Below are 16,638 nucleotides of genomic sequence, written 5' to 3' on the forward strand. Positions count from 1 at the left end.
AAAGTGTCCGGCCCCGATCCGGGCCGCGCGGTAGCGGACAGGTTACCGCAACGGCCGGGGCGGGCCCTTGCCCGTGGTCGGGCCGCCGCCTAGGCTGCTAGGAAAGCGCTTACCTATGTGATGTGCAAAGGGGAAGGACGACCATGACCCGAAGGTCGATCGGCATCATCGTCAACGGCGTCACCGGTCGGATGGGCTACCGCCAGCACCTCGTCCGCTCCCTGCTCGCGATTCGTGAGCAGGGCGGGCTGCCGCTGGGCGACGGCACCCGGATCTGGCCCGAGCCGATCCTGGTCGGCCGGGACGAGACCCGGCTGCGGGCGGTCGCGGAACGGCACGGCCTCACCGACTGGACCACCGACCTGGCCGCCGCCCTGGCCCGCGACGACGCGGAGATCTACTTCGACGCCCAGGTGACCCAGCAACGGGAGAAGGCGATCCGCCAGGCCATCGAGGCCGGCAAGCACATCTACACCGAGAAGCCGCTCGCCGAGTCCAGCGCCGCCGCGCTGGAACTGGTCCGGGCCGCCGACGCCGCGGGCATCCGCACCGGCGTCGTACAGGACAAACTCTTCCTCCCCGGGCTGCGCAAGCTCCGCCGGCTCATCGATGGCGGCTTCTTCGGACGCATCCTGTCCGTCCGCGGCGAGTTCGGCTACTGGGTGTTCGAGGGCGACTGGCAGCCCGCCCAGCGACCCTCCTGGAACTACCGCACCGAGGACGGCGGCGGCATCGTGATGGACATGTTCCCGCACTGGCAGTACGTGCTGGAGGAGCTGTTCGCCCCGGTCCGCGCGGTCACCTGCCTCGCCGCCACCCACATCCCGCAGCGCGTCGACGAGGCCGGTCGCCCCTACCCCGCCACCGCCGACGACGCCGCGTACGGGATCTTCGAACTCGACGGCGGGATCGTCGCCGCGCTCAACTCGTCCTGGGCCACCCGGGTGCACCGCGACGAACTGGTCGAGTTCCACGTCGACGGCACCGAGGGCAGCGCCGTCGCCGGGCTGCGCCGGTGCCGGGTCCAACACCGGGCGGTCACCCCCAAGCCGGTCTGGAATCCCGACCTGCCCGCCACCGAGGACTTCCGGGCCCAGTGGACCGAGGTGCCCGACAACGAGGAGTTCGACAACGGGTTCAAGGTGCAGTGGGAAGCGTTCCTGCGGCACGTCGTCACCGGCGCCCCGTTCGCCTGGGACTTCCTGGCCGGCGCGCGCGGCGTGCAACTGGCCGAGCTGGGGCTGCGCTCCGCGCGGGAGGGCCGCCGCGTCGAGGTGCCGGAGCTGTCCCGGTGACCGGCACCGTCCGGCTGCCCGACGGCAGCACCCACCGGCTGCGCGGCAGCGCCGGTCATGACCGTCCCACCGGTCCGTCCACCAGCCGGGTGGCGTACGCCGCCGCGCACGTCGTCGCCGACCCGGGCGCGGAGAACGTCCCGGGCGCCCCGGCCGCCGTCGACTGGGAACGCACGCTCGCCTTCCGCCACCACCTCTGGTCGTACGGGCTGGGGGTGGCCGAGGCGATGGACACCGCCCAGCGCGGCGCGGGCCTGGACCACCCGGCCACCCGGGAGCTGATCCGGCGCAGCGCCGCCGAGGCCCGCGCGGTCGGCGGCCGGATCGTGGCCGGGGTCGCCACCGACCAGCTGCCACCCGGCCCGGCCACGGTGCCCCAGGTGACCCGGGCATACGCCGAACAGCTCGCCGACGTCAGCGCCGCCGGCGCCCGCCCGGTGCTGATGTGCAGCCGCCACCTGGCCGCCGCCGCCACCGGCCCCGACGACTACCTTCGGGTGTACGCCGAGCTGCTCGCCGCCGCCGACCAGCCGGTGGTGCTGCACTGGCTCGGCGACATGTTCGACCCGGCGCTCGCCGGTTACTGGGGTTCGGCCGACCTGGACGAGGCCACCGAGACGGTGCTGCACCTGGTCAAGGAACACCAGGGGAAGATCGACGGGATCAAGGTGTCCCTGCTCGACGCCGGTCGGGAGGTGGCGCTGCGTCGCCGCCTGCCCGCCGGGGTACGCCTCTACACCGGCGACGACTTCCACTACCCGGAGCTGATCCGGGGTGACGCGCAGGGCCACTCCGACGCGCTGCTCGGCGTCTTCGCCGCCATCGCGCCGGCAGCCGCCACCGCGCTCGCCGCGCTCGACGCCGGTGACCTGGACCGGTACGACGCGGCGTTCGCCCCGACCCTGCCGCTGGCCCGGCACCTGTTCGCCGCGCCGACCTGGTTCTACAAGACCGGCATCGTGTTCCTGGCCTGGTTGGCCGGGCACCAGGAGCACTTCACCATGCTGGCCGGGCAGCAGTCCGGTCGGTCCCCGGCCCACCTGGCCCGGCTGCTCGTCCTCGCCGACGCCGCCGGGCTGCTGCCCGACGCGGAGCTGGCCGCCGCGCGGGCGCGGGCGTACTTCACCGTGGCCGGGGTGACCCAGTGACCGGGATGACGCCCGGCGATGGCGCGGTGGCCGGCGATGGCGCGGTGGCCGGCGGCGGCGCGGTGGTTGGCCGTGGCACGGCGGCCGGCGGTGGTGCGGTGCTTGGTGGTGCGGTGGCCGGGCTGGAACGGTTCTCGTTCAACCAGGCCACCGCCCAGCACTGGCCGCTGGCCGCGGCGGTCGCCGGCTGCGCGGCGGCCGGGGTGCCCGGCATCGGCCTGTGGCGGGAACCCGTCCAGGAATTCGGGGTCGAGCGGGCGGCCCGGCTGGTCCGTGCCGCCGGGCTGACCGTCACCTCGCTCTGCCGGGGCGGGTTCTTCACCGCCCCGGACTGGTGGGACGAGAACCGGCGGGCCATCGAGGAGGCGGCCACCCTCGGCACCCGGGAACTGGTGCTGGTCTCCGGTGGGCTGCCGCCCGGCAGCCGGGACGTCGACGGGGCCCGCCGGCAGGTCACCGACGCCGTCGCCGCCCTCGCCGACGAGGCGGCAGCGGCCGGGGTACGGCTGGCCATCGAGCCGCTGCACCCGATGTTCAGCGCCGACCGGTGTGTGATCGCCACCCTCGGCCAGGCGCTCGACATCGCCGAGAGGTTCGATCCGGCGGTGGTCGGGGTGGTGGTCGACACCTACCACGTGTGGTGGGACGACACGGTGTACGCGCAGATCGCCCGGGCCGGGGACCGGATCGCCGCGTTCCAGGCGGCGGACTGGGTGACCCCGCTTCCGGAGGGCGTGCTGCTCGGTCGGGCGCTGCCCGGGGAGGGCTGTGTGGAGCTGCGCCGGCTGCGCGAGGCGGTCGACGCCGCCGGATACGTCGGGCCGGTCGAGGTCGAGGTGTTCCAGACCGCACTTTGGTCCCGGCCCGGCCCCGACATCCTCGCCGCCACCATCGACGCCTACCTGGCCCACGTGTCCTGACCGGATCGGAACGGGCCCGGTGGGCTGGGGGCTGCCACGACGGCGGGCGATGCTGGCCGTCGGGTCCGTCGGGTCCGTCGGGTCCGTCGGGTCCGTCGGGTCCGTCGAGTCCATTGGGTCCGTCGGCCGGCAGGACCTGTCGGGGTCGTTGGGGTTGTCGGGGTCGTCGGACAAGGGGTCTTTCTGGGTCGTCGGGTCTGCCTGGGACGCGGGGTCCGTGAGCTTCGTCCGCGCGGGGGAATCAGTTTCACACTGAGTAGTGGAGAACAGGCAGTCTCCTGAAGGAGCGGTATGCCTCTGTGGCATGAATATGACGGAGAGGCATACCGCTCCGTGGCCTGTCATGCCTCTCCTGTCTCACCACCGCCGGCCACCTCACCTCACTGACCCGCCCACGCGCCAAGCGACCACCGTCGGACCACCGACCGTCGGACCACCACCGGACCGATCACCGACGGCCGATGACCGACGGACCGGCCGACGACCGACGACCGATGGACCGACCGATGGCCGATCACTGCCGGACCGACCGACGGCCGATGACCGACCAGACCTCCCGGCCAGACGGGCGGGGGGCGTCATTGGACGGTGGCAGTGACGCGGACGGCCTTGACGATGGCGGGGATGGAGCCGATCAGCAGCACCAGGCCCCAGACGATGGCCACGATCGCGAACACCAGGGCGCCGACGTCGTCGAGGATGCTGACCAGGATCACCGGCACCAGCCGGTGTAGGAACTCCAGCACGACCGTGCAGACCAGGGTGGTCAGGACCAGCAGGACCAGCCCCTTGTTCTGCAGGAAGCGGGGCTGGGCGAGCAGTAGCAGCACACCCCAGACCAGCTTCAACAGCAGCACCAGAGCGAGCAGCAGGCTGGCCTCGCCGACCGGGAAGAACCCCCACAGCGCCAGGTAGGCCAGGGTGCCGAAGGGTGCGGCCAGGAAGAGCGACACCATCACCGTCAACTCGACGAAGGCGATCACCAGCAGCACCAGCGAGGCCAGGATCAGCAGGATCGAGAAGATCAGCGTGGCCACCCCCTGCACCCGGCCCTGCACCCGGTCGGAGAGCAGCAGACTGAGGCTGAACAGCCCGGTGGTCCACAGCGCCACCACGTCGATCAGTGCCAGGTAGCCGGTGCCCCGCCCGGAGGGCTCGCTGATCCGGCCCACGTCACCGACATCCACGCCCAGGTCCTGGGCGCTGGTCAGCAGCGCCCCACCCGCCTCGCCGCCGCCGGTGAGCAGCGACGACTTCGGGTCCGGCTCACCCGCGCCGGCCCACAGCAGGGTGGCCGTGCCGTCGTACCAAGACCCCGCCCTGGTCCGCATCCGGCCGGGGGCAGCCGCACCCCGGCCAGCACCGGCACGGTCGGCAACACCGGTGCCGCGTACCGCCGGGCGGACCCGGGACCAGGCGCCGTCCGCGCCCACCACGAGATCGAAGTGCCACACCTCCTGGGCCAGGCGTTCCACCGGAATGAGCACATTTTCGTTGACCGTCAGGACCACCATCAGATTGCGTTGCTTGGGGGCATTTATGTAGTAGTTTTGCCCGGGAAGTATGCGGTATGCTCCGAGTGGGTCGAACTTCACGTATCCCCCACGACGCGACGTGCCCCGGTCCCGTCAGGTGAAGCCATTCAATTGAACCTAGTCGATCAACAATGACCGGTCTCGCGCCGTCTTCCCCGGCTGCGGGGTGGCACCCCCGGGCGTCGGACCCGATGCCTCGGTGCGGGCCGCAGGTCGGTCGGGCCCGGTAGTCGTCGGACCGCCCTGGCGCGGTAAGGGGCACGTCGCGCTTGTGGCCGTGACGAAACCGGTGTGAGATCTCCGGTGAGGACGTCGTGCCCGCACGGGGACGGGCCACCCCCGGAAGGGACCACACCGCCGTGAACGCCGCCACCGAGACCCGTACCGTCGCGCCCCGGGCGGTGCGGGCAGCCCGTACCGGCGTCGCGGTGGTCTTCGCCCTCAACGGTCTCGCCGTGGCCACCTGGTTCTCCCGGGTCCCGGCGGTACGCGAGGCGCTCGGTCTCAGCGCCGGCCGGCTCGGCCTGCTGCTGCTGGCCATGTCCGGCGGCGCGGTGCTGGCGCTGACCAGCGCCGGCCTGGTGACCCAGCGGCTCGGCCCGGCCCGCACCGTCGTCGTCTCCACGGTGCTGGTGGCGGTCGGACTGGTCGGGGTGGGCGTCGCCGCCGGCCCGATCGGTTCGCTGCCCGGGGTGGCGGCCGGCCTGTTCGCCCTCGGCTACGGCTCCGGCACCTGCGACGTGGCGATGAACGTCGAGGGCGCGGCGGTGGAGAAACGGCTGGGCCGCACCATCCTGCCCCGGTTCCACGCCGCCTGGAGCCTCGGATCGGTGGCCGGCGCGGGACTCGGCGCCGGCGCGGCCCGGTTCGGCGTGCCGATCACCGCCCACCTGACGGTGCTGGCGGCGCTGGTGCTCGGCGGCACCGTGCTCGGGGCGCGTCACTTCCTGCCCGCCCCGGCCGCCGACGGGGCCGCGTCCACCCGCCGCGGCGGCCTGCTCGCGGCCTGGCGCGAGCCGCGCACCCTGCTCATCGGCGCGTTGGTGCTGGTGATGGCGTTCACCGAGGGCAGCGCGAACGACTGGTTGGCGGTCGCCTTCGTCGACGGCTACGGGGTCAGCGAGGCCGCCGGCGCGGCCGTGTTCGGGGTCTTCGTCGTCGGCATGACCATCGGCCGGACCGCCGGCACCGTGGCCATCGACCGCTGGGGTCGGGTGCCGGTGCTGGTCGGCACGATCCTGCTGGCCGCCGCCGGCTCGCTGCTGGCCGTGCTGGCCGGCTCCGGCCCGCTCGCCGTCGTCGGGGTGGTCCTCTGGGGGCTCGGCGCGTCACTCGGCTTCCCGGTCGGGATGAGCGCCGCCGCCGACGACGAGGACCGGGCACCCGCCCGGGTCAGTGTCGTCGCGGTGATCGGCTACACGTCGTTCCTGGCCAGCCCGCCGCTGCTCGGCCTGCTCGGCGACCACGTGGGCACCCTGCAGGCGCTGCTGGTGGTGCCGGTGCTGCTGATCCCGACGCTGGCCCTGGTGCCGGCCACCCGCCCGCCGGCCGGCCCGACGCCCACCGCCCCGATACAAGAAAGTTAGCAGTCGCCGGCCGTCGTCGGTATCGGGTGCGCGGCCGATCACCCGGGCCGCCGCCACTGGCTACGGTCGCCGAATGCCAATCGAGATCACCGCCGCAGCGGCGGGCCGCTGGACCCTGGGCGACCGCCCCGTGCACCGGATGGGGTTCGGCTCGATGCGGATCACCGCCCACCCCGACCGGGACCGGGCGTTGCGCGTCCTGCGCCGGGCCGTCGAGCTGGGGGTCGACCACATCGACACCGCCGCCTTCTACGTCTCGCCGGGCGGCACCCTGAAGGTCGGCACCGGCCCCGCCCGGTACGCCACCGAGCTGATCCGCGCCGCGCTCGCCCCGTACCCGGAGCACCTGGTCATCGCCACCAAGGTCGGGTTCCGGTCCGACCCGGCCACCGGCACGCACGAGGAGGCCGGCCCGGCGCAGCTGCGCGCCCAGGTCGAGGAGAACCTGCGCCGGCTCGGCCGCGACCACCTCGACCTGGTCAACCTGCGGATCGTCAAGCGCCCGACGCCGGACTCCGTGGCGGAACGCTTCGGTGCGCTGGCCGAGTTGCGCGACGCCGGCCTGATCCGGCACCTGGGCCTGTCCAACGTCCGCCTCGACCACCTCGACGAGGCGCAGACCATCGCCCCGGTGGTCTGCGTGCAGAACAACTACGCCCTGGACAACCGCGGTGACCAGGACGCCCTGATCCGTGAGTGCGGTGCCCGGGGCATCGCCTACGTGCCGTTCTTCGCCCTGGCCGGCGGGAACCGGGAGGGCGGGGCGCGCGCCGACCACAGCGCGGCGGTCCGCGCCGTCGCCCGTGCCCACGACGCCACCAGCGCGCAGGTGCGGCTCGCGTGGACCCTGCACCAGGGCCCGCACGTGCTGGCCATCCCCGGCACCGGGGACCCGGCCCACCTCGCCGAGAACGTCGCCGCCGCCGCGCTGCGGCTCACCCCCGACGAGCTGGCCGCCCTCGACCAGCAGTGAGCGGGGCGTTCAGCGGGCTGTCACGGGGTTCGCAGCGCCCTACCAGGTGACGGTGCTGCACTGGAGGCACGCGAGGAGAGGAGCGGGAAGATGGGCTGGTTCAGCCGGCGGCCCCGGGCCGTCGAGGGCATCCCGACCACGCTCGACCGGGAGGCCACCCGGGAGGACCTGACCGCGTTGGAGGACTTCGTGGCGGCCCACCGTGGGGTGGAGTTCTATCTCGAACCGGAGACCACCGCCACCGACACCACCGTCGTGGCGATCGCCCACGACGGGGAGTGGATCCGTCGCCGCACCGGCTCACCGCGGACGGCGGCGAAGCTGGCCCACCGGCACGCGGTGCCCCTCTACGAGGCGGCGAAGACCGGCTACCCGGAGCGGATGCGGGTCTGGAACCGGGCCCACCCGGAACGTCGCCTGCGCTGAACGGCGGCTCCCGCGGACCCCGGTCGCACCGGCCCCGGCACCGGGCTCGATGGACGCCGTCCGGGGCCCGGTGCCTGCCGTTGACCTCGGGGTGAGGAGTGTGGCAGCATTCGCGGCCTGACGGCAGTGAAGGAAGTCGGTGCGATTCCGACGCGGTCCCGCCACTGTCACCGGGGAGTGATCCCCCCTCGTGAGTCACGACCGTGTGTGTGCGGTTGGAAGACCGGGGGTGAGCGTCGATCCGGAAGCCAGGATACTTCGGCCGTCGGAGAACCCCAGGGCGTGGACACCCGAGGAGGACCCGATGACGCACCGCGTCCCCACCGGCCCGACGACGGCCGGTGATCCCCGCATCGCGGCCGAACCCGTGCCGCTGCGCGTACGTGTCGCCGCCGGCCTGTGCCGGGTCGGCTGGCCCGCCACCCACCACTGACGACCGGTCCCGGGTGCCCCGCCCCGCGGCGCGGGTGAGCCGGTACCTCCGTCACCGCTGACCGGCGTCCATCCCACCCCGTCCGACCCGGCACCGTGGTCGAGTCGGGTGTCACTCTCCGGAGCCGCACGTGCGCATCCTGCTGCTGTCCACCGCCGACACCGATCTGCTCGCCGCCCGCGCCAGCGCCGCCGACTACCGGCTCGCCAATCCCACCCGGGTCGACGTGGACGCCGTACCGGCCCTGCTCGACGGCGTCGATCTGGCTGTCGTACGGCTGCTCGGTGGTCGGCAGGCGTGGCCGGACGGCCTCGCGGCGGTGCTCGGCTCCGGCGTGCCCACGATCGTGCTCGGCGGCGAGGCGGTGCCCGACGCGGAGCTGATGGCGATCTCCACGGTGGCCTCCGGGGCGGTCACCGAGGCGCTGTCCTACCTGGTCGAGGGGGGTGCGGACAACCTGGCCCAGCTGGCCCGGTTCCTGTCCGACACGGTCCTGCTCACCGGCGAGGGCTTCGACCCGCCCACCCCCACCCCGCCGTTCGGCGTCCTCGACCGCCAGCGGGCGGCCGGACCGGCCGGGCCGCAGGTGGACGGCGACGGACGTCCGACGGTGGGGATCGTGTTCTACCGGGCGCACGCGCTGGCCGGCAACACCGAATTCGTGCAGATCCTGGCCGACGCGGTCGACGCGGCGGGCGGGAACCCGCTGCCCATCTTCTGCGGCTCGCTGCGCGGGCTCAGCCCCGGCGACGGGCCGCTGGAGCTCTTCGCCCGCTGCGACGCCCTCGTCGTCACCGTCCTCGCCGCCGGTGGGACGGTCGCCGCCGACGCCTCCGGCGGAGGCGACGAGGACGCCTGGGACGTCGGCGCGCTCGCCGCCCTGGACGTCCCGGTGATCCAGGCGCTCTGCCTCACCAGCACCCGCGAGCAGTGGGCCGGGAGCGACGCCGGGATCTCCCCGCTGGACGCGGCGATGCAGGTGGCCATCCCCGAGTTCGACGGCCGGATCGTCACCGTGCCGTTCTCGTTCAAACAGATCGACGCCGACGGGCTGTCGGTCTACGCCGCCGACGCCGAGCGGGCCGCCCGGGTCGCCGGGATCGCCGTCCGGCAGGCCCGGCTGCGACACCTGCCCGCCGCCGACAAGCGGCTGGCGATCGTGCTCAGCTCCTACCCGACGAAGCACTCCCGGGTCGGCAACGCCGTCGGCCTGGACACCCCCGCCTCGGCGGTACGGCTGCTCGCCGCCCTCGCCGCCGCCGGATACCACCTCGGCGACGCGCCACCGCCCACCGACGGGGACGCGCTGATCCACGCGTTGATCGCCGCCGGGGGTCACGACGTCGAGTGGCTCACCCCGGAACAGTTGTCCGCCGCCGAGGCCCGGGTGCCGGGGGAGACCTACCGGCGCTGGTTCGACCAGGTGCCGGTCGACCTGCGGGACCGGATGCGGGAACACTGGGGTGAGCCACCCGGCCAGCTCTACACCGACGACGGCGACATCGTCCTGGCCGGGCTGCGGTTCGGCAACGTCACCCTGCTGATCCAGCCGCCGCGGGGCTTCGGCGAGAACCCGATCGCCATCTACCACGACCCCGACCTGCCGCCCAGCCACCACTACCTGGCCGCCTACCGGTGGCTGGCCGCGCCGGTCGCCGACGGCGGCTTCGGCGCGGACGCGGTGGTGCACCTCGGCAAGCACGGCACCCTGGAGTGGCTGCCCGGCAAGGGCCTCGGCCTGGCCGCCGACTGCGCCCCCGATGCCGTCCTCGGTGACCTGCCGCTGGTCTACCCGTTCATCGTCAACGACCCCGGCGAGGGCACCCAGGCCAAGCGGCGGGCGCACGCCGTGGTGGTCGACCACCTGGTGCCACCGATGGCCCGCGCCGAGACCTACGGCGACCTGGCGAAACTCGAACAGCTCCTGGACGAGTACGCCACCGTGCAGGCCCTCGACCCGGCGAAGGTGCCGGTGGTCCGGGGGCAGATCTGGGAGCTGGTGCGCGCCGCCGAACTGCACCACGACCTGCACACCGAGGCGATGCCCGCCGCCGACGACTTCGACGACTTCGTGCTGCACCTCGACGGTTACCTGTGCGAGGTCAAGGACGTGCAGATCCGCGACGGGCTGCACATCCTGGCCGAGGTGCCCACCGGTGAGCCCCGGGTGAACCTGGTCCTCGCCGTGCTGCGCGCCCCCCAGGTCTGGGGCGGCGCCCACGTCCTGCCCGGCCTGCGCCAGGCCCTCGCCGCCGGTTACGGCCTGGACGAGCAGGCGCTGCTCGCCGAGCCCGGGGCGCGGGTGGTGGTGCCGGCGACGCTGACCGACATCGTCGACGGGCCGGCGGTCACCGCCGCCGACGCCGTGGACCTGATCGAGGGGCTGGCCCGGCGGCTCGTCCTCGGCATGGAGGCCCTCGGCTGGGACCCCGCCCGGGTCGACGAGGTGGTCGCGGAGGTCACCGGCCGGGCCGGCCCCGACGTCGCGGCGGTGCTGCGCTTCGCCGCCCGGGAGGTGGTGCCCCGGCTGGACCGCACCACCGACGAGATCACCCACACCCTCGGCGCGCTCGACGGCCGGTTCGTGCCGCCCGGACCGTCCGGGTCGCCCACCCGGGGCCTGGTCAACGTGCTCCCCACCGGCCGCAACTTCTACTCCGTCGACCCGAAGGCGATCCCCAGCCGCAACGCCTGGGACGTCGGGGTGGCGCTGGCCGACTCGCTGCTCGCCCGCTACCTCGCCGACACCGGGGAGTACCCCCGCTCGGTCGGGCTGACCGTCTGGGGCACCAGCGCCATGCGTACCCAGGGTGACGACATCGCCGAGGTGCTGGCCCTGCTCGGCTGCCGGCCGGTGTGGGACGACCGGTCGCGGCGGGTCACCGGCGTCGAGGTGGTGCCGCCGGCGGAGCTGGGCCGGCCCCGGGTCGACGTCACGGTCCGCATCTCCGGCTTCTTCCGGGACGCGTTCCCGCACGTCGTCGCCCTCCTCGACGACGCGGTACGGCTGGTCGCCGCCCTCGACGAGCCGGCCGAGGACAACTACCTCCGGGCCCACGTCGCCGCCGACGTCGCCACGCACGGCGACGAGCGGCGGGCCACCGCCCGGATCTTCGGCTCCAAACCGGGGGCGTACGGGGCGGGGCTGCTGCCGCTGATCGACGCCCGCAACTGGCGCACCGACGCCGACCTGGCCGAGGTGTACGCCGTCTGGGGTGGTTACGCCTACGGCCGGGGGCTGGACGGGCGGGAGGCGCGGGCCGACATGGAACGGTCCTTCGCCCGGATCGCGGTGGCGGCGAAGAACCAGGACACCCGCGAGCACGACATCGTCGACTCCGACGACTACTTCCAGTACCACGGCGGGATGGTGGCGATGGTCCGGCACCTCACCGGGGCCGCCCCGGCCGCCTACGTGGGCGACTCGGCGATGCCGCACGACGTGCGTACCCGCACCCTCGGCGAGGAGACCCGGCGGGTGTTCCGGGCCCGGGTGGTGAACCCGAGGTGGATCGCCGCGATGCGCCGGCACGGCTACAAGGGGGCATTCGAGCTGGCCGCCACCGTGGACTACCTGTTCGGCTACGACGCCACCGCCGGTGTCGTCGACGACTGGATGTACGAGCAGCTGGCCGAGGCGTACCTGTTCGACGGGGAAACCCGGGAGTTCCTGGAGCGGTCCAACCCGTGGGCGCTGCGCGGCATCACCGAACGGCTGCTGGAGGCCGCCGACCGGGGACTGTGGGCCGCGCCGGAGCCCGCCACCCTGGACCGGCTCCGCGAGACGTACCTGGCCACCGAGGGCGACCTGGAGGATCGACAGTGAGCGCGAGGAGTGAGCCGGTTTTGCGAGCCCCGCAGTCGCGAGCGAAGAGTGGCGCTGTGAGCGCGAGGAGTGAGCCGGTTTTGCGAGCCCCGCAGTCGCGAGCGAAGGCAGCCCAGTGAGCGGCTATCCCTTCTCGGCCGTGCTCGGGATGGACGACATGCGGTTGGCGCTGCTGCTCAACGCGGTCAGCCCGGCGATCGGCGGGGTGCTCGTCCGGGGCGAGAAGGGCACCGCCAAGTCCACCGCCGTGCGGGCCCTTGCCGCCCTGCTCCCGCCGGTGGACCGGGTCGCCGGGTGCCGGTTCGGCTGCGACCCGGCCGCCCCCGACCCGACCTGCCCGGACGGCCCGCATCCGGGCGGCGTGGAGCACGCCGGGGCGGTCGAGCGCCGTCCGGCCCGGCTGGTGGAGTTGCCGGTCGGGGCCGCCGAGGACCGGGTGGTCGGCTCGTTGGACCTGGAGAAGGCGCTCGCCGAGGGGGTCCGCGCCTTCGAGCCCGGCCTGCTCGCCGCCGCCCACCGGGGGGTGCTCTATGTCGACGAGGTGAACCTGCTGCACGACCACCTGGTCGACCTGCTTTTGGACGCCGCCGCGATGGGTCGCTGCCACGTCGAACGGGAGGGCGTCTCGGTCAGCCACGCCGCCCGGTTCCTGCTGGTCGGCACGATGAACCCGGAGGAGGGGGAGCTGCGCCCGCAGTTGCTCGACCGGTTCGGGCTCACCGTCGAGGTGGCCGCCAGCCGCGACCCCGCCGTCCGGGTGGAGGTGGTGCGTCGCCGGCTCGCCGCCGACGCCGACCCGGCCGGGTTCGCCGCCCGCTGGGCCGCCGCCGACGCCGAGGTGGCCGCCCGGGTGGTTGCCGCCCGGGACCGGCTCGACCGGGTGCTGCTGCCCGACGCCGCGCTGCGGCAGATCGCCGAGGTCTGTGCCGCGTTCGACGTCGACGGGATGCGCGCCGACATCGTCACCGCCCGTACCGCCGTCGCGCACGCCGCCTGGCAGGGCCGGGACCGGGTCACCGCCGACGACGTCCGGGTCGCCGCCCGGCTGGCCCTGCCGCACCGCCGCCGCCGCGACCCGTTCGACACCCCGGGGCTGGACGAGAAGCGCCTCGACGAGGCGTTGCAGCGGGCCCGCGACGAGCACCCCGACGACGACCCGCCGGACACCGGCCCGGGTGACCCCTCCGGCGGGCCGGACGGTTCCGGCCCCGGTGGGCCGGGCGGCCCGTCGGCGGGTGGCCCGGGCGACGGTGGGGCGGGTCCGCAGGACCCCGACGCCGCAGGTGGGCCGCAGGGCGACACCGGGTCGCCGGACCGTGGCGACCACGGTGCCGCCCGGACCGGTCCGACCTCCCCGTACTCGGCGGACGGCCGTTGGCCGGACCGTGCCGACGACGGCGGGCCGGACGGCGACGACCGCGCCGACGGTCGGTCGGGACGCCCCGACGACGGGTCGGCCGACCGCGCCGAGGCCCGTCCCGGGCGACCCGGCCAGGGCGGCACCCCGGACCCGGGCGGCCCGGGGACCGGGACATCGTCGGTGGCCGTACCTCAGCGGGGTTTGACGGCCCGGTTGTTCACCGCCCCGGGGGTGGGCGACGGGGTGCCCGGTCGGCGGTCGCGGGCCCGGACCGGGCGGGGCCGGACCACCGGCGCGCGGGTGTCCGCCGGCCGGCCGGCCGCGGTGCACCTGCCGGCCACCCTGCGCGCCGCCGCCCCGCACCAGGCCGGGCGGGGCCGGTGCGGCGGTCGGTTGCTGCTGCGCCCCGGCGACCTGCGGGAGGCGGTCCGGGAGGGCCGTGAGGGCAACCTGGTGCTGTTCGTGGTCGACGCCAGCGGATCGATGGGCGCGCGGCAGCGGATGGCGGCGGTGAAGGGGGCGGTGCTGGCCCTGCTCACCGACGCCTACCAGCGCCGGGACACGGTGGCGGTGGTCGCCTTCCGGGGCGCGGGCGCGCAGGTGGTGCTGCCGGCCACCTCGTCGGTGCTGGCCGCGTCGGCGCGGCTGACCGAGCTGCCCACCGGCGGGCGTACCCCGTTGGCGGAGGGGTTGCTGGCCGCCGTCGACCTGCTGCGGGTGCAGCGGCTGCGGGACCCGCGACGGCGTCCGCTGGTGCTGGTCGTCACCGACGGCCGGGCCACCGCCGGCACCCGGCCGCTGGAGCGGTCGGCGCGCGCGGCGGCCGTCCTCGCCGCCACCGGTGCGCCGTGCGTGGTCGTCGACTGCGAGGCCGGCCCGGTCCGGCTACACCTGGCCCGCCGGCTGGCCGACCAGCTCGGCGCGGCCCACCACCACCTCGACACGGTGGCCGCCGACCCGCTGGCCGGCCTCGCCACCGTCGGAGCGAATCGGAGCGTGCGCTGATGCCGCAGGGAAAGCCGGAGCACGTGCCCGCCGACGGGCTGACCACCCGGCAGCGGCGGCACCGCCCGCTGACCATCGTGCACACCGGGCAGATGAAGGGGAAGTCCACCGCCGCGTTCGGCCTGGCGCTGCGGGCCTGGACCGCCGGGCTGCCGATCGGGGTGTTCCAGTTCGTCAAGAGCGCCAAGTGGCGGGTGGGTGAGGAGAACGCCTTCCGCGCCCTGGGCCAGGTGCACGCCGACACCGGGCAGGGCGCCCCGGTCGCCTGGCACAAGATGGGCGAGGGCTGGTCCTGGCTCCAGCGCGGCGGCGACGCCGACCACGCCGCCGACGCCCTGGAGGGGTGGCGGCAGATCCAGCGCGACCTGGCCGCGGAGCGCTACGGTCTGTATGTCCTGGACGAGTTCACCTATCCGATGAAATGGGGTTGGGTGGACGTCGACGAGGTGGTCGACACCCTCACCCACCGGCCCGGCTTCCAGCACGTGGTGATCACCGGCCGGGACGCCGACCCGCGCCTGGTCGAGGCGGCCGACCTGGTCGCCGAGCTGACCAAGGTCAAGCACCCGATGGACGCCGGCCAGAAGGGCCAGAAGGGCATCGAGTGGTGACCGGACCGACCCGCCGCACCGACCAGCGTCGCCCGCACGGCACCGCGCCGGCCGGCCACCCGGGCGGCACTGCGCCGGGCGGACCGGAGCCGTCGGCCGGGCGCGCCGCGTCGGCCGGAGCCTGGGCGCTGCCCCGGCTGGTGGTCGCCGCCCCGGCCAGCGGACACGGCAAGACCACCGTGGCCACCGGCCTGCTCGCCGCCCTGCGCCGGCGGGGCCTGCGGGTCAGCCCGCACAAGGTCGGCCCCGACTACATCGACCCCGGCTACCACGCGCTCGCCGCCGGCCGACCCGGCCGCAACCTCGACCCGTGGCTGGTCGGGGAGGAGCTGATCGCCCCGCTGCTGCGGCACGGCGCGAGCGTCCCCACCCCCGCCGACGTCGCGGTGGTCGAGGGGGTGATGGGGCTGCACGACGGCGCGGTCGGCCGGGCCGGGTACGCCTCCACCGCCCACGTCGCCACGCTGATCGACGCGCCGGTGCTGCTGGTCCTGGACACCACCGCGCAGGGCCGCTCGGCCGCCGCGCTGGTGCTCGGCATGCGCGCCTTCGACCCGGCCGTGCGGATCGGTGGGGTGATCCTCAACCGGGTCGGCTCGCCCCGGCACGAGACCCTGCTGCGCGACGCGCTCGCCGAGGTGGGCGTACCGGTGCTGGGGGCGGTCACCCGGGCCGTCGAGGTGGCCGCGCCGGCCCGGCACCTGGGGCTGGTGCCGGTCGCCGAACGGGCACCGGAGTCGCTCGCCGTCGTCGAGGCGCTCGCCGGGCTGGTCGAGTCCACCGTCGACCTCGAGGCGGTGCTCGCCCTGGCCCGCAGCGCGCCACCGTTGACCGTGGACGCCTGGAACCCGGCGACGGCCGTCGGCGGCCCGGCCGGCGGGGACCGTCCGGTAGTCGCGGTCGCCGCCGGAGCCGCCTTCACCTTCTCGTACGCCGAGACCACCGAACTGCTCACCGCCGCCGGGGCGGACGTGGCCCCGTTCGACCCGCTGCGGGACCCGGCCCTGCCCGCCGGCACCCGGGCGGTGGTCATCGGCGGCGGCTTCCCCGAGGTGCACGTGGAGGCGTTGAGCGCCAACACCGGGCTCCGCGCCGAGCTGGCCGGCTTCGCCGGGCCGGTGGTCGCCGAGTGCGCCGGGCTGCTCTATCTCGGCCGCTCGCTGGACGGGGTGCCGATGTGTGGTCGGCTCGACCACCACGCCCGGATGACCGGCCGGCTCACCCTCGGCTACCGCGACGCGGTCGCCGTCACCGACTCCCCGGTCCACCCCGCCGGTGAGCCGGTACGCGGCCACGAGTTCCACCGCACCGTCACCGACCCCGGGCACGGCGACCGACCCGCCTGGCGCTGGGACGACACCGCCCACGGTTTCGTCACCGGGCAGGTGCACGCCTCCTACCTGCACACCCACTGGGCGGGTCGACCGCAGGCCGCCCGTCGCCTGGTCGAGGCGGCGAGCCGGTGACCGCCGCCGGGGCGGGTCGCCCGCCGACGACCGGGGCAGGCGGCCCGCGTGCCG

At 74.8% G+C, this 16,638-nt stretch carries 11 protein-coding genes, 1 pseudogene and 1 riboswitch; of the genes and pseudogenes, 11 read left to right on the forward strand and 1 reads right to left on the reverse strand.

What is annotated here, in order from left to right; translation table 11 throughout:
• The first annotated feature begins 143 nt into the window (after positions 1-143).
• From GA0070216_RS25195 to GA0070216_RS25205, 3 genes are all read left to right on the forward strand, one after another.
• Positions 144-1,295 carry a Gfo/Idh/MocA family protein gene (locus tag GA0070216_RS25195; RefSeq protein ID WP_091251140.1) on the forward strand — a complete coding sequence of 384 codons (1,152 nt, stop codon included), beginning with the start codon at positions 144-146 and terminating at the stop codon, positions 1,293-1,295.
• Entirely contained in the window at positions 1,292-2,443 is a 1,152-nt protein-coding gene (locus tag GA0070216_RS25200) for a dihydrodipicolinate synthase family protein (protein WP_091251142.1), read from the forward strand. Before GA0070216_RS25195 ends, GA0070216_RS25200 begins: the two co-directional genes overlap by 4 nt.
• 122 nt (positions 2,444-2,565) lie before the next feature.
• Positions 2,566-3,363: a sugar phosphate isomerase/epimerase family protein gene (locus GA0070216_RS25205; RefSeq protein ID WP_245722733.1), complete on the forward strand. Its 798-nt coding sequence runs from the start codon at positions 2,566-2,568 to the stop codon at positions 3,361-3,363.
• Between the two features lie 578 nt (positions 3,364-3,941).
• Here the strand turns inward: GA0070216_RS25205 and GA0070216_RS25215 are convergent.
• Positions 3,942-4,877, reverse strand: coding sequence for a hypothetical protein (locus tag GA0070216_RS25215; protein ID WP_245722715.1), 936 nt, complete (start codon positions 4,875-4,877; stop codon positions 3,942-3,944).
• Between the two features lie 380 nt (positions 4,878-5,257).
• Here GA0070216_RS25215 and GA0070216_RS25220 point away from each other — a divergent pair, with 380 nt between their 5' ends.
• The 8 genes and pseudogenes from GA0070216_RS25220 to GA0070216_RS25250 all read left to right on the forward strand — a co-directional run bounded on the left by GA0070216_RS25220 (position 5,258) and on the right by GA0070216_RS25250 (position 16,584).
• Positions 5,258-6,484, forward strand: coding sequence for an MFS transporter (locus GA0070216_RS25220; RefSeq protein ID WP_091251358.1), 1,227 nt, complete (start codon positions 5,258-5,260; stop codon positions 6,482-6,484).
• A 73-nt stretch (positions 6,485-6,557) separates the two neighbouring features.
• The gene (locus GA0070216_RS25225; protein ID WP_091251145.1) at positions 6,558-7,457 is read left to right on the forward strand and encodes an aldo/keto reductase; all 900 of its coding nucleotides are present in this window, start codon (positions 6,558-6,560) and stop codon (positions 7,455-7,457) included.
• 90 nt (positions 7,458-7,547) lie between these two features.
• Positions 7,548-7,883 carry a hypothetical protein gene (locus GA0070216_RS25230; RefSeq protein ID WP_091251147.1) on the forward strand — a complete coding sequence of 112 codons (336 nt, stop codon included), beginning with the start codon at positions 7,548-7,550 and terminating at the stop codon, positions 7,881-7,883.
• 104 nt (positions 7,884-7,987) lie between these two features.
• Positions 7,988-8,164: riboswitch (cobalamin riboswitch) on the forward strand.
• Positions 8,165-8,187: 23 nt separating this feature from the next.
• Positions 8,188-8,316, forward strand: a complete 129-nt coding sequence (locus GA0070216_RS36235) for a hypothetical protein (RefSeq protein WP_281190465.1) — start codon at positions 8,188-8,190, stop codon at positions 8,314-8,316.
• Positions 8,317-8,446: 130 nt separating this feature from the next.
• A complete protein-coding gene (gene cobN, locus GA0070216_RS25235) occupies positions 8,447-12,142 on the forward strand; it encodes a cobaltochelatase subunit CobN (protein ID WP_091251149.1) in 3,696 nt (1,231 codons plus the stop codon).
• Between the two features lie 56 nt (positions 12,143-12,198).
• A pseudogene (locus tag GA0070216_RS25240) lies at positions 12,199-14,507 on the forward strand (VWA domain-containing protein).
• Positions 14,507-15,118, forward strand: coding sequence for a cob(I)yrinic acid a,c-diamide adenosyltransferase (gene cobO, locus GA0070216_RS25245; RefSeq protein WP_091251151.1), 612 nt, complete (start codon positions 14,507-14,509; stop codon positions 15,116-15,118). Before GA0070216_RS25240 ends, cobO begins: the two are co-directional and overlap by 1 nt.
• Before the next feature lie 128 nt (positions 15,119-15,246).
• Positions 15,247-16,584 carry a cobyrinic acid a,c-diamide synthase CobB gene (locus GA0070216_RS25250; RefSeq protein WP_091251361.1) on the forward strand — a complete coding sequence of 446 codons (1,338 nt, stop codon included), beginning with the start codon at positions 15,247-15,249 and terminating at the stop codon, positions 16,582-16,584.
• The last annotated feature ends 54 nt before the right edge of the window (positions 16,585-16,638 follow it).

The organism is Micromonospora matsumotoense, from assembly GCF_900091525.1.
Lineage (GTDB): Bacteria > Actinomycetota > Actinomycetes > Mycobacteriales > Micromonosporaceae > Micromonospora > Micromonospora matsumotoensis.